This window comes from Microcoleus anatoxicus (genome assembly GCF_042465725.1).
Taxonomy (GTDB): domain Bacteria; phylum Cyanobacteriota; class Cyanobacteriia; order Cyanobacteriales; family Microcoleaceae; genus Microcoleus; species Microcoleus anatoxicus.
Genome location: NZ_CP120853.1, coordinates 3,984,845 through 4,009,528 on the forward strand (window position 1 = coordinate 3,984,845; position 24,684 = coordinate 4,009,528).

The following is a 24,684-nucleotide window of genomic DNA, read 5'->3' on the forward strand; positions in this document are numbered from 1 at the left end:
ATTTCATCTATTGTGCAATATTCTCAACAGTTATGTGAACCTTGGAGAGTAACTAATGACTGAAGGATTCGATGCTGTTGACAATAGTTCGATCGTACCTGTAATTTTACCGATCGCGCCTGCTCATTGTCAAAATTTTGTTCCGGGCGCGGCTGTGACGGAAAAAGAGGCGATCGCAGGTGAGGGATTTTTTCGCTTAAGTGTGGAGCATTTTCGGCAAAATGCGATGGAGATTATGAAACGAGTCATGTTTCAGGGCGATCGGATTCTGTTACAGGAAGCGGGGGAAGATGTAGGTGCGATCGTTCCTGAAGCTGAATTTCACAAACTAGATTATTTGATGGCAGAAATCAAACCATCACAATTCATGCCTGAAGAAGAAGCATATTATGAAGATGAAGGAGCAATTCACTGCATTTATCCAGATGAATTTTTAGATGATTTAGAAAACATTTTAGCAGATGTCAATGAATTTGACGAATTATTTGGTTTAATACCAACTAAAGAGATGGGAGAGGATGTTGATATTTTTATGTCGGCTGCTATTGTGATGTCTGTAGATAGATTTTGGGTGCCGGATTATGTAATGGCTGAACGACAGGCGATGGTGGGTGAATCAGTATAGTCTTGGATGCAGAAACCGGGTTTTTTATAAAAATCTTGCATCCCAGTATTCCAAACGGTCAAAAACCCGGTTTCTTGCGTCGGAGTGCGTAATTCATGATCTTCTTGGACGCAGAAACCGGGTTTTTTATAAAAATCTTGCATCCCTGTTTTCAAAACTCGAAAAAACCCGGTTTCTTTGGTATTTAGGCGTAAGTCCTAATCTGGATTTGCGGCTGTTTAAAAATCGCAAATCCATCAGGAGTTTTCAATATTTTCCCCTGTGGGTCTAGTTCAACATCACAGAATACATAGTTGCCAGTTTCATCTCGCATTAAAGCAGGTTTTCCGTCTACAATTTGGTAAGCAGGACGAGAAAATTGAACTAGGCCTTGATTTTCCACAACTTGTCCGTTTTCATCCCGCAAAATCGGACAAGCCACTAATTTATCTTCCGCATCAATAACCCAAGAATTAGTGGCGGGATCTAGCAACAATTCCGGGTAAATAGTTTGACCGCTAGATGACTTCAGCAATTCACCTTGTTCATCAACTAAGGGCATCAAGAAAACAGGTTCTCCTTGGGAATTGCGCAGGAGTTCGTTAGTTTGCGGATGGCGCAGCGCAATTGCTCTTGGTGCAGGCAATTCTACATCGGGCAATTCGGGATGGGGCGGGTGCAAACTCGGCAATTCAGCATCTGTTGGAATGTCGTAATGGCGGGTATATTGCACGGCGGCTTTGGTAAATCCAGCCCGCTGCAACATGGCTTGAATGCCCGATTGATCGGCAGCAATTAGCAAGTCTATATCGCTGACTTTCATAGTTTTTGCGTGGGCGATCGCACTTTTTGCTAGCATTTGAATTGCTTCTGATTTCCGATGTTCTGGCTGGACATACATCCCCAAAACGGAACCGACGCGGCGGGATTGAAAGGGATTTTCAATGTCGTGTTGCTGGATTAAATATTCGGGGAGACTGGCGGGCGGGGCTTCGTCGTAATAGTAGATAAATAGACAGCCGATGATGCTGTTGTTTTGTTCTAATAACCAGCAGAAAGAAAGGGGTTTTTCGATTTGGTTGGTGACGTATTTTTCAAAGTCGAAGTTAGGTTTGACTAGCATTGAGGGGTCGATCGATTCGCGTTCTTGGGCGAATGCTTGCCAGAGGGGGGCGATCGCCTTTGCGTCGGTTGCGGTGGCTAGACGGTGGCTGTAAGGGGCGATGGGGGCGATCGGCATAGTTACGGCTGTCATAGTTTTTGGGGGTGAATTTGCATCGAAGGTGAAAGCCTTCTATTGTGTATTGGGATTTCGCGGGGTATTTTTACGCAAAATCGGAGTTTTTGTAATAAAAGTTAATATATGGACTCAAACATAGGCCCCAGACACCGGGTTTTTTACGAAAATACTGAATCACAGCCTTGAATCTGCTGAAAAACCCGGTTTCTTTTGTCGGAGTGCGTAAATCCTGGATAAATCTCGCTACAAAATCGTCAAATAAGTTTCTGTTGGACTGATGGGTAACGGTTTTAAAATTTGATTTTGCAAATCAATTTCTAACCCCAAAGCTTCTAAAGGTATGACTCCCAAAAGAGCATCTTTACCTCCCGGTAACTCCAAGCACTCAAAGGTTCCTTCGCGATCGAACATGGATATGGTAGCATCTCGGAAAATTCGGGCTTTGCCGATGCCCATTGCGGTGGCTACGTCTACTTCTTTCAGGAGTTTCAGTCCCAGTTGGGCGATCGCATCTTGTGGCAAACACAAGGTAGTTGCACCCGTGTCTACCAATACATTTTTGAGAGTTATCGATCGAATTTGGTCTTCCGATTTCACCCCAGCCTCTGCCAGGATTTGGTCGGCTCGATTGGTGATTGTCAGAGTGGCGAAAACTTTTCCCATTGCTTTGTTGGTTTGAGTTTGCATATTTGTCTCCTACTTAAGAGTTGGAGTTATTACGTCCTTTAATTGTAACTTATTTTGACGGGCGATCGCTCCGGCAATATAGTACAATAGAATTATCGAGCGAGTTAAAACACAACAAATGACAAGTACAACCAATAAAGAACCAACCCTGGCAGATGTCATCGAAAAGTTAGACAAGCTATCGACTGAAGTTGACAAGCTATCTAGGGATTCCGAGAAGTTTAACGATCGCTTTTCTAATTACCAGCAAGCGACTCAGTGGGTGGTGCAACTTGCTTTTACTTTAATTGCTAGTGCTACTATTACAGTCATTATCACTTCAGTGCTGCGGAAATAATCGAGAATGGGGCGATCGCGTAGATTAAGAAACCGGGTTTCTGCCTAAATATTGCGGTAGGATGCAAAAGTTATCGCAGAAACCCGGTTTCTGGAAAATTAACTTTAGAATTAGCGGTTAGAGGAAGTGACAAATGACCAGTACACCAAATCAAGAACCAACATTGGCGGATGTAATCGAAAAGTTAGATAAGTTATCTAGCGGTGTAAAAAAGTTTAACGATCGCTCTTCTAATTCTAGTTGACTGGGATATCAATCTAATTTATAATTATGGAATAGATACTTTTTGTATCTAATAAAAATTCAATTTTAATCATGTCAGCCAAAGATATATTTCACAACACCGTGCGTTCGGCTTTGGAGAAAGATGGATGGACAATTACCCACGACCCTCTGTTTTTGCAACCAAGTCAGCGAGCTAAAATGAAAATAGACTTAGGAGCAGAAAAGTTACTTTCGGCTCTTAAGGGCAATCGCCGGATAGCTGTGGAGGTCAAAAGTTTTGTCGGTTTATCGACAATCTCAGAATTCCATACGGCTGTCGGTCAGTTCTTGAACTATCGGATAGCGTTGGAAAAACTGGAACCAGAACGAGTTTTGTATTTGGCTGTACCTGCGGATGTTTATCGCAACTTTTTTACAGATTCGTTTATTCAAGAGGTAATTGGACGGTTGCAAATTAAGTTATTAGTTTTTGTTGTTGAAAAGGAGGAGATAGCGTTATGGACAGACTAGATTACCGCGAAGTAATTGAAAAAGTAATTCAGCAACACGCTAGGGAGCAATCTGAAAAAGACTTGGATCGAGTTCAAGTAGTTTTTGATGCTGAGCGCGATCGCTATTTGTTGTTGTATGTGGGATGGCAGGATGAAGAACGAATTCATGGATGTCCGATTCATATCGATATCAAAGATGGAAAAATTTGGATACAGCAAGATTTTACTGAAGAAGGATTGGCTAATCAGTTGATGGAACTAGGTGTACCGCAAACGGATATTGTTTTAGGATTTCGAGCGCCTTATGTGCGACAGTTTACAGGATTTGCAGTGGCTTGAATTGTGATTTTGAAGGGGCGTGCGTGGATCGAGAAACCGGGTTTCTTCCTAAATATTTCGGTGGAGATGCGAAAGTTATCCCAGAAACCCGGTTTCTGGCAGAGGGGCGCGTAATATCGTTTCCGGCTACATCGGAATGATTTAACCGCAGAGAACACAGAGGGAGAGAATAGAGAGATGAATAATTCAGATGCTACCGGATTTGATATAAATTAAGAAACCGGGTTTCTTCCTAAATATTTCGGTGGGATGTAAAAGTTATCACAGAAACCCGGTTTCTGGGAGAGGTGTGCGATCGCGCGGAGAAAGAAACTGGGGTTCTTAACAATCTCGGTTAGTTTCGCGAAAAGTCTGAAAAATTTAGTAAAATAGAATTATCCAGGCGATCGCTTTCCATTGTGTTTTTTATGCCAGCAAAAGATATATTTCACGGTGTAGTTCGTTCAGCTTTAGAAAAAGATAGTTGGAAGATTACTCACGATCCGCTGTCAATTACGGTTGATGGAATTGAATTTTATATCGATTTGGCGGCAGAAAGACTTTTAGCAGCAGAGAAGGAGGGGCAAAAGATAGCAGTAGAGATTAAATCTTTTGTAGGTAAGTCGGAGGTGAGTGAATTTCATACAGCTTTAGGACAAACGCTTAACTATCGATCGGCGCTGAGAAAAAAACAACCCGATCGCCTTCTATATTTAGCTGTTCCTTCTGAAGTTTATCGGGAATTTTTTCTCATCAATTTTATTCAGGAAGTTATTGCTGAACATCGCTTAAAATTACTTGTTTTTGAGCCAAGCCAACAGGAGATTGTTTTATGGAAGGAATAAACTATTCAGAGTTAGTCCAGACTGTCTTAAAAAGACATACAGCCAATCATTTATCTGAGGATACAGAAAAAGAGTTAATTTTTGATAAAGAAAGCGATCGCTATCTTTTAGTTCATGTAGGTTGGGAAAATCAAGAGCGGGTTTATGGTTGTGTGGTTCATGTAGATATCAAAGATGGGAAATTTTGGATTCAGCGCGATTTAACAGAATCAGGAATTGCTAATGAATTGGTAGAATTAGGTGTACCGAAAACGGATATTGTTTTGGGATTTCGAGCGCCTTATGTGCGACAGTTTACAGGGTTTGCAGTGGCTTAAATGTTGATTCTGAAGGGGCGATCGCATGGATTAAGAAACCGTGTTTCTTCCTAAATCTTATGGTTCAAAAAGCTGAGTTAATTACCAAAGATTTCTTAGTTTCTGTGACTCTTGGCTCTCCTAACAAATTAATTGGTAATTCTATCGGTTCATTGTTATATGTCTGGGAAATTAATTGCGAAATTTGCCGAGCAATTTTTTGGTGGAATTTAAAAGTTTCCAGAAAGTGAGTATCGCCGTTAACGATTTGAATTAGACGATCGGCGATCTGGACTATTTTCATAGTGAGAGTAAACTGGTGTGTAACATCGTCAATTATGACACTGACATGGAAAATTTTATCATCTTCAGTTGGTTGTATTTGTTGTACTTGGATGTTCATTTTACCTCGCAAATATAGCTTCAGTATTAGGCTGAATCTGTTTTAGTTCATCGGGATGTTTTAGCAACGTGCCTTCACTTTGGTAAAACACTTCATAATTTGGGGCTAATTCAAGACATAGCTGTTTCCACACACTCAGTCCTTCCCGTTTAAAAGCTTCTTCAGCTTCCTGACTCTCAAATGCCGACCAAAGGGGATATTCTTGATTTAAGGTGACATCATAGGCTTCTTGCCATGCCTTAAGACGGTTAATTGTCTCCAAAGACAGAGGCATTTCGGCTGGATCGATATTGTCAATTTCGTCTATCCCCCAGAGTGGCCACGCTCCGTAATCAGCCCATAGTTTAATTTTGATTGCCATCGTTATTGACCTTGAATGAACTTTTGGATTAGTCTAGTAGAGGTCGGGTTAGCCCCAACAATATAACCGTTAATGCTAACCTCTACCGAAATGTACTGGGTTATGCCATTGATATCTATCTGATAAATCGTTCGACTCCTTCCTTGAGTTCCTATGGCTGTGCCGTATTTGACAGCAGCCATGACAGCATCAGGAATTTGGCTTTCAGAAATATCTCGATTGATAAAATCCTGTCGGTGATTTTCTATAATATGTGTTAATCCGGAACCGCGATCGCCTCCTTTTCCTATTTCTAAAAAGATTATTGTGCCCCTGTCTGTCTTGCCAATGCGAACAATTTCTTCTGGTGCGTGCTTGATACCAGCTTGCCGAAGTTCAGCAATGAGAGCGGCTTTTTCGGCATCATTGGCTTGATTGGATAATGTCAATCGCGTAATTGAATGGTAGGCTACAGAACGCTGTTGATTCTATCATAGCTTCTGTGACAATTTTCAGGGATTATCGGGCCCGATCTGACAGAGTAGGGGCGAATGGCATTCGCCCCAATTCAGGCATTGACCTCATGGATTTAATAATCTTGCAGGTAAACCGGGCAAAGATAAAAGAGTAAATAAAAATTTCATCAAAGGCGCGGTAGATTCTTTAGCTAATTCCCAATGAGCTTGAGAAACACCAGCATTAAACACTTGCCAAAATTTACCTAAACCTTTCAGCGCAAAATCATGGTTAATACAGGCTTGGTCTTGTGCGTTTTTAGGCATTGTACACGCGCCTGAAGGCGGATCGGCTGCATCTCTGTTAGGCCCGATGCCGCACCAAGGGGCAAATCCACTGGCGAGACTGGCGAAAGGATTAATAATGGCGCTGGCTACGTTTACAACCCAATTTGGATAAAGCCCTAATGGATCTTTATAGTTGATTGTATTGTTATTGACGTACTGGTATAGGTTGCCGTTTTGGGCGGCGAAACCCATCGGATCTTTCGCCGTCCACTTCCCCGCGACAGCATCATAATCCCTAAACCCAAACCGCACTAACTCCGTATCCACATCTATCAACCCCCCGGCAAAACTAATATGCAGTTCAAACTCTGGGTAACAATCAGCAATAACTTGACCAAAGCTGTCGTATTCCAGAACTTTGACGAGTTCACCATTGGCATCGCAGACGACTCGCGGGGTGCCGAGTTGGTCGGTGGTGATGTAATACCAGTTGTTATCCCGTTCTAGGGCAAAGAGTAAGCCAAAATCATCATAGTGATAGCGGCTTAAACTGCCTGATGGTGAACGGACTGCGGTGAGTTGAAAGGGATGGTTGGGGTTGCCGTAGAGGTATTGGGTTGTGCCATTTTCATCGCTACGAGCAACCCGACGGTTCATGCTGTCGTAGGTGTAGGTAATTTTTTGGCCTTGTTGTTGATTGATAGATTGTGGGCTAATTTCTGAAATTTTAGGGACTATTTGCTTCAGCATATAATTAATGACGCGGTAAAATGAAAACAGTAAAATCGAAAAAATAGCGCAAATCAATACACAAAACCTGGTGTATTACCAGATAATGTTCCTTCAAGACATTTGGTTTCACAATCTTCGACAGAACCACCAGTCTTACGTAGTTGTGAACCAAAATTACGCCCACACTTATTGTTGGCTAGATCTTGGGCAGCATCCTCGGCTGAATTGCCAGAAAACGGACGGATCTCGCGTGCATCACCAATTACTGTAGCATGAAGTTTTCCAAAATCTAGTGTTATCCAGCAGCTCGCTAGACAGTGTCTGTAGACTCCATGCTGTCTGCCATCAATTTTTCCTTTATTTTTAAGAAGATCAGCTTTTTCCTGGGATTTATTTTTTATAGAGTTCATTAGTAAAGCATCAACGATTACGGCTCCACCTAGCAAAATCACATAAGGACTTAGTCCGGATGGATCTTTAAGGTTAATTGAATTATTGCCGATATAACAGTATAAATTTCCATCCCCACCCTCAAAGCTAATCGGATCTTTAGCAGTCCACTTACCTGCCACAGCATCATAATCCCGGAAACCAAAACGCACTAACTCTGTATCTGCTTCCATCAATCCACCAGCAAAGCTAATCGGCAATTTAAACTCTGGGTTACTATCACCAATAACTTGACCAAAACTGTCACACTTGAGAACCTTAACAACTCGATCGCTCTCATCAAAAACTACTCGCGGTGTCCCTAATTGATCGGTAGTAACACCATACCAACTAGCACCACGCCGAATAGCCAACAAAGAACCAAAATCATCATATTCATAAACACTCAACTTCCCCGAATTATCGCGCACCGCCGTCACCTGAAACGGATGATTAGGATTCCCATAAAGATACTGCACCGTCCCCTTTTCATCAGTCCGCGCCACCCGCCGATTCATACTATCGTAGGTATAGTTAATCGCCTTACCATCAGGCCAACTCACCTCTAACAATTCCCCAGTCGCACTGTACTTGAGCGTCATATCACCACGCTGCATTAAGAAACCATCCGCATCAAATTCGTAGGGCGTTCCATCCAACTCAATCAAACGATCTTGAGCATCATAACTGGCAGTATGCTGTTGGGTTCCTAACTGCCATTCAGTACGGTTGCCGTTGTCATCATAGACATAACGCTCGACAATTTCACCGTCACGCTTGACTAAAATCAATTGACCATCCAGATCGTAAGTGTAATCGTAAACATGGGTTGTACCCGTCACCGTTTCCCGCTTCTGGACAATGCGACTGAGAACGTCATAACTAAGCTGTAATTGATAGATGACTCGCCCGTTAACCAGATTTGTCCTAGAAATAACCCGACCAGAATTATCGTACTCAATGTCAACATTCATCTTGCCATCAGTAATCTGAGTCGGCGCACCCGTTGCCTGATTTCTTACTACTTGAAATTGACCATATTGGGTCAGCAACCCGTCCGCATCTCGCTTCATTTCGATTTCGGGTTCGTCATCTAACTGCATCCCAACAAGGGAAAAATTATTATCGTAACGATAGCGGTAAGTCCCATTGGCAACGCCATTCCACGCCATTTCAGTCACTAAACCGCCGTCATAAGTAAAGGTCATTTCTTGGGGAGTGTCGCCATCTGCGGGAGTGCGGACGAGTTTTGTCACCCGTTTTGACTCTTTTTCGTAGGTGACATCTACCGTTGCTTCTGGGTAGGTTGCCCGTTCTAAATCGCCTGATTGATTGTAAATTCCTTGGACAGTTCGACCACTGGGAAGGGTAGAATTTGTCAGTTGTTGTTCGGAGTCGTAGGTGCTGGAATAACCCCCCCCGCCCCCCTTGCTAAGGGGGGAGTTAGAGAGGTTCTCATAGCCCCCCCTTGCTAAGGGGGGGTTGGGGGGGTTCTCATAGCCCCCCCTTAGCAAGGGGGGGTTGGGGGGGTTCTCTTCGCTATTAACCAGGGGGGAGTTAGAGGGATCGATCGCAGGCGGCAGATAACCCGCTTCTAAATTTCCTGGCGTATAGTTAAGGCTATGCACTGCACCATTTGGCACGATAATTTGAGTCAAGTTACTATTAGCATCATAAGCAAAATTGTAAGTTCTGCCACTGGGTAAAGTCGTCTGAATAATTCGCCCAACTTCATCATAGCTGTACTGAACTTGATTGCCTTCCGCATTGCCAAGACTGCTGAGGCGACCTTGTTCATCGTAGCTGTAATTAAGAATCATCTGATTTCCCTGCATCGCACTAATTAAACGCCCGCGATCGTCGTAGTTAAAACTGACAGATTCTAAGCCAGCAGTCTCAGTTTTAATCACCCTTCCTCCTTCATCTAAATTTAGAATGCTGCGCCGTCCTGCTGGAGATTGGTAGATAATTTGCTTATTTTCTGCATCAAAAGTAGTAGTCGATTTACGTCCGTTGAAATCTACCGTATCGGTGAGAGAAATTAAACTCAACGGGTCATTAGGATCGGCGAGATTACAAGACCGCGTTAATGATAAATTTGCTGTCAATCCCCCAGGAGTTTTCAAGACAGTCCGCTTTAATAAAGATGCTTGTTTGCCAAAACGCGGATCGGGTTGTTGTTCTTGGATGAAAGTGCTGCCATCAGGATAAGTAATCGTTTCTGTACCATCTTTGCCAGTTAGCGCAACGATCGCACCCGTACCGCCGCAACCTTTATTAACCTGACGTTCTTCACCTGTGGACAAGCGCTCGGTTAAGTAGGTAGACTCGCGTCCTGTAGCGGTAATTTTAGCGACTGTGAAGCCATTTTCCGTGCGAGTTCGCGCCAATAAATCGAAACTGCCATCGGGTTCTTGACGGCTTTTTAAACGTCCTAATTCGTCGTATTCAAATTGGTATAGATTGCCTTTCGGGTCGGTGAAGCTGGTTAACAAACCATGATTGGTATAGTTAAATGCGCTGCTTTCATTGGCAGGATTGGTGACGCTTTTTAAGTAGCCGTCTGCATTGAGATTTAAGTTAGTACGCTGACCGTAAGGGGCAATAATGGCAATGGAAAAACCATCAGCGTGGCCGTCTATTTGGGTAATGTTGTTGTCACCATCGGCAATAGATTTTAAAGAGCCAGCATCATCGTACTCGAAGCGATAGATTAAGGCTTGAGTGAGAGTGCTGATGGTGTACAGATGACGACCTGTGTTGTCGAAAATGTAGAGTTGACCGCCACCTTCACTGGGAATAGCTATTTCGTTAGTTTGGTTTTTGTTCGCTGCGTTGTCATCCCGCTGGGGGTGGTGGGCTGCGTTGTCATCCCGCTGGGGGTGGTGGGCTGCGTTGTTATCCCGCCGGGGATTGTGGGCTTCGTTGTCATCCCGCCGGGGATTGTGGGCTTCGTTGTCATCCCGCCGGGGGTTAAAACCCCCGTCTAATAGCTCAAGTCCACTGAAGTGGACTGAAGAAGAAGAATTATCTTCAGTCGGTTTTAACCGACTTTCGCTATGAGACAGGGAATTAATTCCCTGGCGGATATCGCCTGAAGAAGAAGAATTATCTTCAGTCGGTTTCAACCGACTTTCGCTATGAGACGGGGGTTTTAACCCCCGGCGGACATTGATACTAGCGACAGAATGTGCGATCGCTTCCAGATTGCAATGTGCGATCGCTTCTACATTATTTCGCCGCTGACCATTACCAAAATACAGAGTTTTTCCAACAACATCATAAGCATGATGAACGTTCAAAGTCCAACCGCCTAAACCTTGGGCGATCGCATTCCAAGTTCCCAGAGTAGTCGTTCCTTCCTTCGATTGATTGTATTGGGATTCGGGATAAATAAAAGTGGTGCGAATAGTGACGGGTTGCTTGCCAGATAATAGCTTACCATCAGCATCTTTCCCATCCCAGACAAAGGTGTAAATTTGATTTGGTTGCGGCGGAAAAACCTGCTTAAATTCTTGTCCCGCAACCTTAATTTCCAGTTCAATCCTTTCTAAATCGGCTGCGACGTGGGAACCGCTGACCGGAATTGTGCGGGTATAAGCTGCTTGACGGCCTGAAGTGCGATCGCTACTGTAATTCAGGCTAAACGGCGTTCCATTAATCCCGACAACAGCACCTAAGATTTGGTTTTGAATTTCGATGAAAGAAATAGGTAACATGATTTTGTCCTCTAAATTATTGTGTGTTTTTGTGAACTTGTAGTGAAATTGTAGGTTGAGTTGAACGATAGTAAAACCCAACATTGATGAGTGGTTAGATGTTGGGTTTCGTTACCTCAACCCAACCTACGGTGCTGATTTTTCAGATGAACAAGAAGAAACCAAATCGCCACCTTCTCCCACCAGAACTGGGTTAAGTGGTTCTCCTTTTAGCCGATCGACCAACTTGGCAATATCAGGCCCCCACATCCCAATGATGCTGGTAATTCCAGACAACCAACCTTCAATACTGCCTTCCTTAATCGCGCCACCTATGGCTAAGCCAGTATTCCCAATTTTGCCCAGATATTCAAATACTTTGCCAGCCGTACTATTAAACACTCCAGCGAAGTTTGTACCAAGAGTGATAACAGAATTAAAAATGTTACCGATCGCGCTAAACCAATCGCCATTCTCAATTGATTTAATCCCACTATAAATCATGGTTGGTACTTTTTCCAAACTATTGAAAACTTGCAGCATCATTTTTTGAATTAAAGAAGGTGCTTGACCAATGAAACTAGAAAGCCCGGAAGTAACAGCACCCGCAACACCTCCTAAAATTTGCAAGAATCCCATAATATTGTCACCAGACATCATAGAACGAACACCATTAAAAGCACCAGCAGCAACAGATTGCAATCCTTTAATTGCTAATTGAGCGCCTTTAGTTAGTGCATTACCTATACCAGCGGTAACAGCATTTACCCCCGCCATTACTATGCTGAAGATACCACCCAACCAGTCGCCGTTGATGATTGATTGAATAGCATTAATTCCAGCACTAGCGGCCCCCAGAATTATGGAAAGTGGCTGTAGACCTGGGATGAAAAACGTAATGGCACTCAGCAAACCAATCACACCACTAACAATCCCCAATATCTTATTCCAAAAAGCCTTTTTCCGAGCCTTCCGTTCCGCAACCCGCTGCTTGATAATCTGGTCCAACATCTCCTTGGACTGCTTAGCCAAATCCTCCGAAATATCCACGGCTTGTTCCGCATAAGCAACCTTAGTCAAAGCCTCCATATACAGCGGTTCAATCACCTGCTTTTCACCCGATAATTCCTCAGCACGCTGCAACTCTTTCAACAATTGTTGAGAAGCACCTTGCAAATCTGTTTGGGCAGTTTGCAACAACTGAGTATCCCACTGTTCCTCTAAATCAATCCGATTTATCTCAGTTTTGTACTGCTGAATTTGCCCGATCAAACCGTCCATTGCCTTCAGCAGATTTTCCTGAATATTCGCCGCTTCTTTGCCTTGCAGCGCTTCATGAATATCACCCCGCGCTTCTGCTAACAACGCCTTCAAATCCGCCGGCAAATCAGATTGCTGCTGAGTTTCCAAATCTTTCAGCGATGCGAGAAGTCCCGCTAATTGTGTTTGCAATTGCACCGGATCGTCCGTTGCTTCGAGGGTTGTCATTCCCAGATTTCCCCGCGCCTCATTTAACGATTGCCGCAAATTATCTTCGGCTTGCAATTGCCGCAACAATTCGATTTTGGCAACAGTTTCTGTTCTCTGACGTGCCGTTTCTACTCTGTCTCGCTCCATCCTCGCTTGCACTGCTTCATCAATTCCCTTCTGACGCGATTCGGCAATTTCTTGCTCTAATTGCGCTTGAGCTAAATTCAGTTTTTCGATAGTTACTAACTGAATAAACGTTTGTTCCGTTTGTTCGCGGATGCGGGTAATCCCATCGAGACGTGCTTGAGCAATGGCTAATTCCTGTTCTTTCTTTTCCCTTTCCTCCTGGGTAGTGGCAATTTTGTCATTCAAATCGCTCAATATTTTAGCAGCCGTTTCTTGCTGTGCTTGCAGCGTTTTCATCTGTGCTTCAGCAGTTTTTCTCGCTGCTCCAAAGGCATCAGCTTGTGCTTGAGCGCGACGCTGCAACTCCCGGTTATTCAGCATTTCCTGATAGTATCGATCGGCTAAGATTCGGTCTTGAGGTTGCGCTAAACCGGGACTGCTTTTACTACCTCGATCGCTCGCTAAGTCGCTGTAATCGCGATAGTAAATCTCTGCCGCCGTCGCCATGTCGTTGTTCTTGGCCACATCTAACAGCGCTTTCGCTTCTTTGAAACCCGCGTCAGTTGCTTGCTGCAATCGCTGCAAAATCTGGAACTCAAAGTTATTGACTTCTTGCTGCTTTTGTGCTGCTTGAATGGTGTAGTTAGCATTCGCCTGAGTAGCTTCTACTAACGCTTTCAGAATCTTTTGATTTTCCCTCGCTTGCTTGAGATGTTCGTCATTTTGTACCAACAAATCTTCCTTCAATTGTTGCAATGGTGCGGTGAGAATCTTGCTAGCAGCTTCAGCTTGTTCAGCTAAACGCTGGGCTTCGGCTAAAGCAGCACGGGCATCTTGCAATTGTTTTTGTAAATTGCTGGTGTCAGCATCCGGGTCTTTGGTGTAGGCATCGAGTAACCTTTGTTCGGCAATAATTACCTCATTTTGTGCTGTTAACAGCGTGCGTTTTTGAGTCAGCGCGGTTTGCTGAGCGGTGAGAATTGCAGCTTTATTTGTCACTAGCTGCAAGGTTTGTTTTAACTGTGCTTCTTTGCTGTATAAATCTTGCAAACCGTCTACAGTAGCACCTTGTTTGACAAATTCGGCAATTTGATTAGCAATTGCCTGCTGTTGCTGTTTCAGGGAATCAATTAGCGCTTTTGTGCCTGCTAATTCCGGTGCTAGGGCTACACTTTGCCGCTCAACCCATTTTTCTACATCCGCAATTTCTTGCTGAGTTTCTATGGCTTGTTTGTTGAGTTCCCCGCGACGTTCCAGGATATCAGCAACAGCAGCGCGATACTCCTCAGAATTAGTATCGTAGTCTTCCCATTGTTGCTGCACTTTAGCATTTTGGGCGGCGGCTTCAGTCTCGGCTTGTTCTAACTGTTGCTTCAGCGTTGGCAACAGTTTTTCTAATAATTCCAGTTGTATTTTGTCACCAGGAATCGACTTGCGAGCCTCTTCTAATTGTGCAAAGAAATTGCGGGCTTCTGTAACAGGAGGTTGAGCTTCATTGGCCGCATTATTTGCCTCAGTCCACTGTTTCGCCAGCGGTTCGATGCGCTCTTTTTCCTTGCGCCATTTATCGGCTTCTGCGAGATGTGCAATTCCTTGTTGCCGCAACTGGGGAAATATTTGTGAATATTGACTCCAAAGAATCCAATTATGGTCAACATGAGTAACAGTCTCCCAATAACCTTTTCCAGAGCGTCTTTTAACCCAGCGTTGCTCGTACCAGTAAGGCCCATTTTTCCGACTGACAGACCAATGATAAGCGGCTTGTTGTTCGTACCAAGCCGCTTGCGCTAAAGCTGCATAACCTTGCGCTTCGTGGGAGGCTTGTTCGGCTTTTGCTTTATCAAATAGTGCTTGATTTGGATTTCGCCCTTCGACAGCATCAGCAGCTAGCAATGTATCCACTGTTGAATTTAACAAGTTGGATATGTGCTGATTTGGGCTACGTCCTTCTAAAGTTGCTCCTTGCAACAAATCGATCGCTGTACCGTTTTCAGGATGCTCTTTGAGGAATTGCGCTCTTAATTCTTTAGTAGCTGCATCTATTTCTGTCTGAGATGTTTTGGAACCTAGAATTGACTTTACTTGTGCTTGATAATCCTTCAATTCCTGCGACTCAACACCGTAACGCATCGCAATCGGAGCAATCTCTTGCCACAACTCTTCATCTTGTTTAATGCGGAGTTTAATTTTCTCAATTGCTTGCTCGGTAGAAGTAAAAGCAGTATCCAGTGCATCCGCACGATTTTCCACAACTCCAAGAGTCTTAATCCCATCTTCTAGATTCGCCTCACTCCGCTGATATGCGCCGTAGGGGTCAGCAAATTGACTGTTAATTTCAGCTATCAAAGCATCAACAGATTCAGACAACTTTTGCTGATTATCACCCAATTTTTTCGTCATCGGGTTGCCCTCTAATAGCTCTTGAGTTTTGTTGTTGACGCTATTAGTTAAATCTTGCCGAACTTGGTCGGTAAGTTGGGCATGAGCTAGCACGGTGTCATCTTTAATTGCCGCCTCAGCCGCGTTTTCAGAATTTAGCTGAGACTGCAAAGCATTGAGGCGATTTTCATTGCTTTCTAGCTTCTGGCGGATTTCTAATTCTTGCTTTTGCCGCAAGGGAAGCAGCGCATCTGTTGCTTGTTTCAGCAATTTTTCTAAATCGTCAGCAGCCGTCTGACTCGACTCTTGCAATGCTTCTAAACTGCTAATTTGAGATTTTGAAAGTTGAATCAAATTCTTCAGATATTCCTGACTCACCGGATCGGTTGTATTGGCGAGTTGCTGTTCCCAATTAGCAACTAATTCATTAATGCTGTTGATTTGATTTGTCAAATCTTGACTTTGACCGCGCATTTTTTCCAAATGAGTATTGACTTGCGGCTCGACTTGTGATGCAAAGAAATCAACATCGGATTCCGAAGCCAGCATTCCCAAACCAATTAACTGACGCAGTGAGGTCGATTTTAATTGAGTTGTTTGTGCCAGTTCTGCGGCCAGATTTGCGGCCTGAGATGCTGCATTTTTGATGGTTTGAATCAGTTGATTTTCTTGATTTTGCAGGGGTTGCAAGCGCTGATTCACAAATGCGATCGCACTTTGTACCCGATTAAACTCCGCTTCCAGTTGTGGCACTCCTCCCAACGCTTGTAACTGGGAGTTCAGACTGGCAATTTGTGACTGTTGTTCGGCGGCTTTCTGAGTTAGTTCATTAATTTTCTTCGCTGCTTCTTGACGGCGCTGCCACAGTTTGTTACGCTCATCTGCCATCAACGAAGCTGTTTGCAAATGACTGCGAGCGGCCGCAGCTTCGCCAGCATTGTAAGCCCAAGCACTGCCATTCCAATACCAGGTTTTTTGCCGACTTGCATCAGCCAAATTCAAGAAAGAGCGTTCCGCTGCTGCGAGTCCAGCATCGTTATCGATCGCACTTTGAATCACTAAATTTTGGTTGCCGATTTGCAGGTTGGTAAAAGCGAGGGCTTGTTGAGTACCGGCAAGAGATGTTTGGAGCGATCGACCTTTTTGCAGATTCTCTTGAACAGGCTTTAATTGTGACTGCAAATCAGCCAATTGCTGCCTGTCCGCTTCCCCAGCTTGACGAGTTGCTAATAAAGATTGAGTGGCAGTTACTTGAGTTTGATTTGCTTGCTGCCATGCGTTCCAATCCTGCTGATACTTAGTTTGTAAAACACCAGTACGATTGAGAACATCAAGGCGACTTTGCAGGCGATCGACTTCACCTTCAACTTGCTCCAAGTATTGACTGGTAAGTTCAATTTCGCGATATTTGTCAATCAGTTTTTGTTTGGTATCAGCTTTTTGTTGATTCAGCTTATCCAAATCTTTGACAAGAGTATCCCGCTGCTGTTGTTGTTGCGATAGTTGAGCATTTAATCCTGATAGCTTAACTAAAAGGTTTTTGTCTGTTTCCAGTGTGCCTATTTGCTGTTGAGCAGTGGCAATTTGAGGCTGCAAAGTGGCATTCAGTTGTTGTGCATTGGAGGTGGCTAAATCTCGCTGTTGTGCAAAATAATTAGCAGCAGCTTGGGCCGCATCTCGGTTAAGGATCGCCTGATTAATATTGTTACTTAAGAATCCGGGATTATTTAATAATCCAGCAATCGGAATATTTAATAATCCCGGATTATTTAATAATACTGACTTCTGTCCATCTGGAAGATTCAAAAACCAACTAGGGATCTGTGAATTCCAATAATTAGCATTAGCTTGTTGCTGCTGTCTCTGCTGTTCAAATTGTTGTGCAGCAGCAAAGGCTTGATTGATTTGATTTTGATAACCTTGTACCGCCGATTTTTGCTGCTGAATTGCGGCATCTGTAGAGCCGATCGCACTTGGAATATCCGTCAGTTGCGCTGCGGAAATTGTCGATAAACTGGATGTAGTTTGGGCGATCGCACTTTCCGTCCCCTGAATTTCCTTGTCTTTATCAACAATTTGTTTTTGTTTCTCTGGAATCTGTTTTTCTAAATCGGCTTTCTTCAAACCCAACTCGCGATATTCTTTCTGGAGTGCTGCGAGAGATTTCTCAGTTTGTGCTTGCTCAGTTTTCCCTTGAGTTAAGCGACTAGCTAAATTATCAAAACCAGCTAAGAAATTCGCGCCACTTCCCTCATAGGATTTTAGATTTTGGATTTTGGATTTTGGATTGATAGATGTGGGTGCGGTTTCGAGATTTTTGATTAAGTTAGCGATCGCCAAACGTTCCGGCGAATCAGCCAAAGCCATTGCTAACTGGTCGCGCTGCAACTTAGCCCAAGCCAATTCTTGCTCTAACTTCTGCAAATAATTTCGCCAGTTGTTCAACTGTTGCTGCAAACTATCGCTAGGATTTTTCTGCAATTGATTCTGCAACTCCAGCATTGTCTTGAACGCATCCAGTTGTTCGGATTCTAACTTCTCAATTTGCTTGTCAACCGCTAACAACCTCTCGCGATAGGGCAATAAGAAACCAGCAGTTTCTAAGAAGTTTTGCAAATTCTTCGCAGATTCAGCTTTCTCAGCTTGAATTGCCTCTAACTTAGCCTGACTTTCCTTCAACCGATTTTCGGTTAAATCTGTTAGCTGCTTTTGCGCGGGAATCTTTTCATTTTCCAGCCTTTGCAGTTCTTTTTCAGCTAGATCGATTTCTTGAAGTAGCGTTTCTAACTTTTGCCGCTGTACGGGATCGTGCAAATCCAACAAATCTTTTTCAGCTTGCAACCGTAACGCATCCGCCGCAATTTCATAGTCAATTCCCTGTTTCAAAACAGGCCAATCTTTAATGCCAGTTTCTAACTTTCTTGCCTGTTCTTTCAGGGCGCTTGCTTGTTGCTGTGCTTGTTGCGCTAACTGTCCGTAAGCTTGCGACTCAGAAGCTGCTTGATTAGCTAATTGTTGAGCCATATCTCGTGGCCCAATATGTTCGGGATAGTGTACAGTTCCATAAACAGGTTCGGTATTTTTTCCAGAACTACCAGTCCGTTTAGTACCTATTTGTTGCCAACGATTTATTTGAGAATTGTGCCAATTAGCTTGAATTTGATTTTGTTGTTGGCGCGACCCAGCAATAGCAGCTAAATTGGTATAATTTTCAGCAATCTTTGCTTGTTCTGCGGCCTGTTGTTGCAAAAGTTGCAGCACTTTACCAGCTTTATCGAGACCTTCTTCACCGAGATTAGTTGGTCTTTCTTCTAGGAATTGAGCGTACTGATTTAAAGCACTTTCCTGCTGTGCTGCTTGCTGCGATAACTGCTGTAAATTTTGATAATTTTGAGCAGCAATTTGGGATTGCCATTGCGATTGATTTTTCTGTCTTAACAAGTTTGGGTCATTTGCCATACCCCAAATTTCTCGCCGGCGGCCGGATGCGCCCTTTTCTGAACCAACAGGTTGCCAGCGGGCGGGATTAATGCTGTTAGAAATTGCGCTAAATCTCGTCGCTTCTGCATTTTGAATTGCAGCTTGTTCTTGGAAATTAGAAGCAAATTCCTGTTGTTTATTTGCCGCTTCTCGCCAAGGTGCGGGATCTGTCTGCAAATTATCGCCAACATTCGCAAAAGGATTGAGCAATTTAGCTTGAGCTTTAGCCAAATCTGTCTCAGCTTTGGCAATTTGTGCTTGAATGGCTTCTAACAGTTTTTGAGTTTCTGCCTCTAAAGCCGATTTATCTTTCCCAAGTTTAGCTAATCTTTCCTCAAGTTCCTTTTGCTGTGCCAAAAGCTTTTGCAGTCGGTCGTTTTCAATCAGATAGTGACTTGTTGCCAGGGCTAATTCTTCTACTCTTTGTTGGTTGTGAGCGTCAGTAATCCCGGCATTCGTACTAACTTCTCGATACTTATTCAAAGCATCGGCAATTTTCTGAACTGAGTCAGCTTGTAACTCAGATAAAGTGAGATACGGATTACCCAAATCTGCTAATACTTGCCACTGTTCGAGTAAATCTTGCTGGGCTTTCTCTAACTCAGAAATCGCCTTTTGAGTTGGCTCAGATGCAGCTCTTGCTAAGGTTTCAACGCGGCCTTCCCCGCTGAATAAACTTACCTGCATCCCTGGTTTTAGTGGTTCTAGGGGTTTTGGTTCAAGTGATAAAGCGCGATCGATCGCACTTTTTACATCTACCAAACCCGCCCCAGTTTCTTTATCCCATCCAGGTGTATTCAAATCTGCTGCGGTATCTATCAGCAATTGCTTGACTTGTGTCAAACTTAATGCTGGATTTGCTGCCCAAACTAAAGAAGCTGCGGCTGTGACATAGGATGCCGATCGCGAAGTACCGACAAAAGCATTAGCATCGTTCGCCCAGGAACCCCCAGGAGCCATTAAATCGAGTCCTTCACCGTAGGCAGAATAGTCAGTTTTCGACTCAAATTGATTGACAGCACCGACAGTAATAATGTTATCAAATTGCTTGCTAGCCGCTCCCAAAGCTGACATTACACCGCCAGTATTCCCTGCGGAAACAACTAGCAAAACATTATTTTCGCGGGCATATAGAATCGCAGCTTGTTCTTCAGGAGTCAGTTCGTAACGAGTGGTAACACCGATATCATCTAATTGGGATAAATCTAAACTCAGATTTGCGATCGCCCGATTTTCACCACTTTCCTTCACTCCATCTACAAACCGCCTCAATTGCTCCGCCCAATCCCCACTATTGACAGTAAAAGTATCGTAATTAGCCAGAGAATTAATCGAAGAAAATGCAGAAGTAACTCGCTGAACGTGTTCTCCCTCAGTAAAATCAATAAACCCAATTTTCGGCTGCTGAGCATCAGAGGGCAGCAGAGAAATCGCCTCATCAGCATTCAACAAAAACTCATCAAATCCCGTGGAATCAGGATGGCTCAAAGCTTCTCCTAAAGACACTGAAAGCCCGAATTCCGCCGCTACTTCTGGACTTTGCAGTAATTGTCGGATAGTCGGAATATTGCTGTCACTTATGCCAAGTTTAGCCAGAGAATCTGGGTTATTAAATAGCGGGAGAGCATCGGGATATTGTTCTAATAAAGTTGCCAGGTTTTCCAGAGATTCTGCTGCTGCATCGGTACTCAAAGCCTCGCTAAAACTTTGCGAATTTTGATTTATGACTTTTGTGAAATCTGTGAGCGCATTATTGACAGCAGTAATTGACTCCGTACTGAGATTGCTATTAGTAACTGCAAAGTTGTGAATGACAGAATTACCTGCTGCATCTGTCGCCCGAATTACGACATCTGTTACTCCCGATTGCGGCAATCCTGTCAGTTGTAAATTATTGCCCTGCAAACTAACAGCTAAAGATGGGCTGTTACCCTCAACCACTTCATATTTTAAAGTGCTAGCTTCCGGGTCAACAAATACTTGAGATAGGTCAATTATGCGGGTAGGCTGTGCGGGAGTTAAGGCAATATCTACAACGGGTTTAATCGCAGGAGGCTTATCATTAAGTAGCGCCTGATTTAAAATTTCCTGACCTGCTTTTGACTCCAGCCATTGAGTATTAGCATTGACATTGGCTGCGAGTTCTGGTACGTTGGCAGTCGCGCCATCGATCGCAAAAATCAAGTCATTAAAATCGCGATCAGCCTGATTTCCAGGTATATCTTCCCAACCAAAAGTATTGCCATTACCAGTGAAATCAGCCAACATTCCTTGACTATCGGGATTAGCTGCTGGAATTGAAAACAGGGGAGTTTTATCCGCCAAAAGACTGGGAGATTCCGATATCTCTTGCACGGTGCTATTAGGAACTAACATCACAGCAAATTTGGCACCAGGAGGCATTGCAAAAGTTTTGATACCTTGGTATTGACCATGATTAACATTTGGTTCGCCAAATTCACCGCTAAATCTCGCACCTTCCAGGCGATCGCGAATCACCACATGACCCAATTCTGAACTACTTAAAGCACGTTTAACCGCTTCTTGTTTAAAAGCATCGGAATTCAGCGGATATTGCTCCATTCCCGATAAATTAACGATCGCAATTTCTCCCTCATAAAAACCGGCATCAACGAGGAAATCAAAGCTGATTTGACCAGTTTTGTCAACAGTCCATACTCCCGGTGTGAGATTCGACAGGGAGTTATTTGCAGGAATATCTAATTTTGATTGAGGAACTTCTGGAGTTGGGAGAATAACTGGATTTTGAGCGTTAGTAGTTTCGACTGTTGACTGAGTTGTATTAGTTTTTGTTTGAGGTTCAGTTAAGGTTGATGCTGTTTCCTTTGCTTCTGAAGTTGTCGCATCTTTATTTCTATTGAGCTCAGGATTAGTCGAAATAGGTGCGATCGCCTTTTTATCCTCTTCAATCTTCACCGCTGGCGTTACAGCCTTATCTGAAGTAACAACTTCAGTTTTATCGACAGATTCAGCAGCAGGAGAAATAGGTGCGATCGCCTTTTTATCCTCTTCAATCTTCACCGCTGGCGTTACAGCCTTATCTGAAGTAACAACTTCAGTTTTCTCGACAGATTCAGTAGCCGGAGAAACAGGCGCGATCGCCTTTTTTTCCTCTTCAATCTTCACCGCTGGCGTTACAGCCTTATCTGAAGTAACAACTTCAGTTTTCTCGACAGATTCAGTAGCCGGAGAAACAGGCGCGATCGCCTTTTTGTCCTCTGCAATTTTCACCGCTGGCGTTACAGCCTTATCTGAAGTAACAACTTCGGTTTTCGATACAGATTCAGTACCAGGAGAAATAGGCGCGATCGCCTTTTTATCCTCTTCAATCTTCACCGCTGGCGTTACAGCCTTATCTGAAGTAACAACTTCAGTTTTAGACACAGATTCAGCAGCCGGAGAAACAGGTGCGATCGCCTTTTTATCCTCTTCAATCTTCACCGCTGGCGTTACAGCCTTATCTGAAGTAACAACTTCAGTTTTAGACACAGATTCAGCAGCCGGAGAAACAGGAGCGATCGCCTTTTTTTCCTCTTCAATCTTCACCGCTGGCGTTACAGCCTTATCTGAAGTAGCAACCTCAGTTTTCGACACAGATTCAGCCGCAGGAGAAACAGGTGCGATCGCCTTTTTTTCCTCTTCAATCTTCACCGCTGGCGTTACAGCCTTATCTGAAGTAGCAACCTCAGTTTTCGACACAGATTCAGCCGCAGGAGAAACAGGTGCGATCGCCTTTTTGTCCTCATCTTTTGAAGCACTTGCAACATCAGGAATAGGAATATCTAAAACTGAACCAGATCCATTATTATTTACAGGTTTTGCATCTTCTTTTTTCGGTTCTATCTTCTGTTCAACGTAGGGCTTAGAATAAGCAATCAAAGCCTGACCCATATCCGTTTTGCGCCAATCTTTATCAGCATTAATCACATCATTCAAACGCACTGCATTGCCCTTCGCACCCCGTACCTGAAATACGAAGTCATTGTAATCGCGATCGCTCCCTAAATCGACCCGCATATCCTCCATTGCGAAGGTGTTTCCATCCCCTGTTACATCAGCAATTTGTCCTACCTGAAACGCCTGATTGGGGTTCGCCGTAGCCATAGAAAACAAAGGACGTTTGCTTCCTCCGATCGCCGGATTATTCAGTACCTCTTGTACAGTCCCATTCGGCACTAACATCACCCCAAATTCTTCACCCGGAGTCATCGCAAAAGTCTTAACTCCTAAGTAACTTCCTTCATTAGAATTGCCTTCAGGTAAATTACCCGTAAATTTTGCACCTTCACTCAAATCATTAATCACTACATGACCTTTTGCAGAGTTACTAAGTGCTCTCGAAGCTGTTTCTTTAATAAATTCGTCTGAACCCGGTACAAACTTCTCCATACCTTTGAGGCTGAAAATGGCTAGCTGTCCCCGAAACAAGCCACCGTCAAATACAAAATCTATGCCCACTTGACCTTTTGAATCAACAAGAAATTTTCCCGATACAAAAGGATTATTTGCTGCTAAAATCTCTGGTTTGGTAGATATTGTATTTGGTTCTTTGGATGCTTCTATTACTGAGATTTCAGTTTTTTCTACAGCTTTATTTTCTGTTTGTGTGGTAGATTGAGAGCTTTCGTGGTTGCTATTTTTGCTGATATCGGCGACAGTATTGGCTGGTTTGTCTGTTGTTGATTTATCGATTTTACTAGCTTCTGTAACCGTTGTTGCTGGTTTGGATTCTGCGACAGAGGTATTTGGGGCGATCGCAATTTCTGTCTTAGTTTCTTTCTCAGCTAAGGTAGTCGTTGCTGGTTTGGATTCTGCGACAGAGGTATTTGGGGCGATCGCAATTTCTGTCTTAGTTTCTTTCTCAGCTAAGGTAGTCGTTGCTGGTTTGGATTCTGCGACAGAGGTATTTGGGGCGATCGCAATTTCTGTCTTAGTTTCTTTCTCAGCTAAGGTAGTCGTTGCTGGTTTGGATTCTGCGACAGAGGTATTTGGGGCGATCGCAATTTCTGTCTTAGTTTCTTTCTCAGCTAAGGTAGTCGTTGTGGTTTTCGATTCTGCGACAGAGGTATTTGGGGCGATCGCAATTTCTGTCTTAGTTTCTTTCTCAGCTAAGGTAGTCGTTGCTGGTTTGGATTCTGCGACAGAGGTATTTGGGGCGATCGCAATTTCTGTCTTAGTTTCTTTTTCAACTAAGGTATCGGGAGTTTTATCAGATGCTATCTTCTCCACACTCTGAGGATTAGTCAAGGAATCAGTTGCTGTAATACTGTCGCCTTTAATCACAACTAACTGTGCATCTTTTGTGCTTCCAGTCAGGGTATCTTTGACATCTGTACCAGGACTGGAAGATAGAGTTTTCTGACTAATACTGGTGCTGGGTGAGTCGCTTAAACCGCCTTTTAGAGTGTCCGAAACAATTAATGAATCATCTATTTTTTTGCTATTGGGTTCCGCAATCGCATTTTTAGAGTTCAGCGTGTCATTCGGATTGGAGAGCTTTTCTGGTTCAATAACTGACGGAGTTTTGCTATCCGCTATCAAAGGACTACCGCCAATATTTTGACTGTTGCTGCTACTTAAAGGGTTGAGGAGGGGATTTTTGGCCGCACTTCCTGGTAAAGTGTCAGTTGTCAAAACATCGGTTAGCAGAAGGTTGCTGGAAACTTCATTTGTGGTAGCCATTCAAATTGCACTCCTAGTCGAGGATTGAATTAAAAGTGATATAATGAAATCAAATTCAGCCAAAGCCAATATTGCCAAAAAGGCGATCGGCCTCTTGTTATTACTTACGAACTCCGGCTCAACTTTTTCCGCAAATCT

14 protein-coding genes are annotated in these 24,684 nt (G+C 43.6%); 6 read left to right on the forward strand and 8 right to left on the reverse strand.

Annotation, left to right across the window (positions count from 1 at the left end):
* Positions 1 to 55: 55 nt before the first annotated feature.
* Positions 56 to 625, forward strand: coding sequence for a type II toxin-antitoxin system Phd/YefM family antitoxin (locus P2A85_RS17265; RefSeq protein WP_377474139.1), 570 nt, complete (start codon positions 56 to 58; stop codon positions 623 to 625).
* A 184-nt stretch (positions 626 to 809) separates the two neighbouring features.
* Here P2A85_RS17265 and P2A85_RS17270 read toward each other — a convergent pair whose 3' ends face one another.
* Together P2A85_RS17270 and P2A85_RS17275 are read right to left on the reverse strand one after the other, a co-directional pair.
* Positions 810 to 1,859, reverse strand: coding sequence for a GNAT family N-acetyltransferase (locus P2A85_RS17270; protein ID WP_377474141.1), 1,050 nt, complete (start codon positions 1,857 to 1,859; stop codon positions 810 to 812).
* 228 nt (positions 1,860 to 2,087) lie between these two features.
* On the reverse strand, positions 2,088 to 2,531 hold the full coding sequence (locus P2A85_RS17275) for a retroviral-like aspartic protease family protein (RefSeq protein ID WP_341735304.1): 444 nt from the start codon (positions 2,529 to 2,531) through the stop codon (positions 2,088 to 2,090).
* 118 nt (positions 2,532 to 2,649) lie between these two features.
* Here P2A85_RS17275 and P2A85_RS17280 point away from each other — a divergent pair, with 118 nt between their 5' ends.
* From P2A85_RS17280 to P2A85_RS17300, 5 genes are all read left to right on the forward strand, one after another.
* A complete protein-coding gene (locus P2A85_RS17280; protein WP_341735303.1) occupies positions 2,650 to 2,868 on the forward strand; it encodes a hypothetical protein in 219 nt (72 codons plus the stop codon).
* A gap of 315 nt (positions 2,869 to 3,183) precedes the next feature.
* Entirely contained in the window at positions 3,184 to 3,603 is a 420-nt protein-coding gene (locus P2A85_RS17285; RefSeq protein WP_377474143.1) for a XisH family protein, read from the forward strand.
* The gene (locus P2A85_RS17290; protein ID WP_377474145.1) at positions 3,591 to 3,923 is read left to right on the forward strand and encodes a XisI protein; all 333 of its coding nucleotides are present in this window, start codon (positions 3,591 to 3,593) and stop codon (positions 3,921 to 3,923) included. The genes P2A85_RS17285 and P2A85_RS17290 overlap by 13 nt, the downstream gene beginning before the upstream one ends.
* Before the next feature lie 407 nt (positions 3,924 to 4,330).
* Positions 4,331 to 4,747, forward strand: coding sequence for a XisH family protein (locus P2A85_RS17295; RefSeq protein ID WP_340523704.1), 417 nt, complete (start codon positions 4,331 to 4,333; stop codon positions 4,745 to 4,747).
* Entirely contained in the window at positions 4,735 to 5,064 is a 330-nt protein-coding gene (locus tag P2A85_RS17300; protein ID WP_377474147.1) for a XisI protein, read from the forward strand. The genes P2A85_RS17295 and P2A85_RS17300 overlap by 13 nt, the downstream gene beginning before the upstream one ends.
* Positions 5,065 to 5,128: 64 nt before the next feature.
* Here P2A85_RS17300 and P2A85_RS17305 read toward each other — a convergent pair whose 3' ends face one another.
* From P2A85_RS17305 to P2A85_RS17330, 6 genes are all read right to left on the reverse strand, one after another.
* A complete protein-coding gene (locus tag P2A85_RS17305; protein ID WP_377474149.1) occupies positions 5,129 to 5,446 on the reverse strand; it encodes a hypothetical protein in 318 nt (105 codons plus the stop codon).
* A 1-nt stretch (position 5,447) separates the two neighbouring features.
* Positions 5,448 to 5,807 (reverse strand): hypothetical protein, encoded by a 360-nt coding sequence (locus P2A85_RS17310; protein ID WP_377474151.1) that lies wholly within the window; start codon positions 5,805 to 5,807, stop codon positions 5,448 to 5,450.
* Positions 5,808 to 5,809: 2 nt separating this feature from the next.
* Positions 5,810 to 6,235 carry a hypothetical protein gene (locus P2A85_RS17315; RefSeq protein WP_377474153.1) on the reverse strand — a complete coding sequence of 142 codons (426 nt, stop codon included), beginning with the start codon at positions 6,233 to 6,235 and terminating at the stop codon, positions 5,810 to 5,812.
* Positions 6,236 to 6,367: 132 nt separating this feature from the next.
* Entirely contained in the window at positions 6,368 to 7,279 is a 912-nt protein-coding gene (locus P2A85_RS17320; protein WP_377474155.1) for an RHS repeat domain-containing protein, read from the reverse strand.
* A gap of 53 nt (positions 7,280 to 7,332) precedes the next feature.
* Positions 7,333 to 11,409: an RHS repeat domain-containing protein gene (locus tag P2A85_RS17325; protein WP_377474157.1), complete on the reverse strand. Its 4,077-nt coding sequence runs from the start codon at positions 11,407 to 11,409 to the stop codon at positions 7,333 to 7,335.
* Between the two features lie 126 nt (positions 11,410 to 11,535).
* Positions 11,536 to 24,546, reverse strand: a complete 13,011-nt coding sequence (locus tag P2A85_RS17330; protein WP_377474159.1) for a DUF4114 domain-containing protein — start codon at positions 24,544 to 24,546, stop codon at positions 11,536 to 11,538.
* Between the last annotated feature and the right edge of the window lie 138 nt (positions 24,547 to 24,684).

Coding starts and splice junctions, on each gene's coding strand:
- P2A85_RS17265 (WP_377474139.1), top strand. CDS start 56: ATGACTGAAGGATTCGATGCTGTTGACAATAGTTCGATCGTACCTGTA.
- P2A85_RS17270 (WP_377474141.1), bottom strand. CDS start 1,859: ATGACAGCCGTAACTATGCCGATCGCCCCCATCGCCCCTTACAGCCAC.
- P2A85_RS17275 (WP_341735304.1), bottom strand. CDS start 2,531: ATGCAAACTCAAACCAACAAAGCAATGGGAAAAGTTTTCGCCACTCTG.
- P2A85_RS17280 (WP_341735303.1), top strand. CDS start 2,650: ATGACAAGTACAACCAATAAAGAACCAACCCTGGCAGATGTCATCGAA.
- P2A85_RS17285 (WP_377474143.1), top strand. CDS start 3,184: ATGTCAGCCAAAGATATATTTCACAACACCGTGCGTTCGGCTTTGGAG.
- P2A85_RS17290 (WP_377474145.1), top strand. CDS start 3,591: ATGGACAGACTAGATTACCGCGAAGTAATTGAAAAAGTAATTCAGCAA.
- P2A85_RS17295 (WP_340523704.1), top strand. CDS start 4,331: ATGCCAGCAAAAGATATATTTCACGGTGTAGTTCGTTCAGCTTTAGAA.
- P2A85_RS17300 (WP_377474147.1), top strand. CDS start 4,735: ATGGAAGGAATAAACTATTCAGAGTTAGTCCAGACTGTCTTAAAAAGA.
- P2A85_RS17305 (WP_377474149.1), bottom strand. CDS start 5,446: ATGAACATCCAAGTACAACAAATACAACCAACTGAAGATGATAAAATT.
- P2A85_RS17310 (WP_377474151.1), bottom strand. CDS start 5,807: ATGGCAATCAAAATTAAACTATGGGCTGATTACGGAGCGTGGCCACTC.
- P2A85_RS17320 (WP_377474155.1), bottom strand. CDS start 7,279: ATGCTGAAGCAAATAGTCCCTAAAATTTCAGAAATTAGCCCACAATCT.
- P2A85_RS17325 (WP_377474157.1), bottom strand. CDS start 11,409: ATGTTACCTATTTCTTTCATCGAAATTCAAAACCAAATCTTAGGTGCT.
- P2A85_RS17330 (WP_377474159.1), bottom strand. CDS start 24,546: ATGGCTACCACAAATGAAGTTTCCAGCAACCTTCTGCTAACCGATGTT.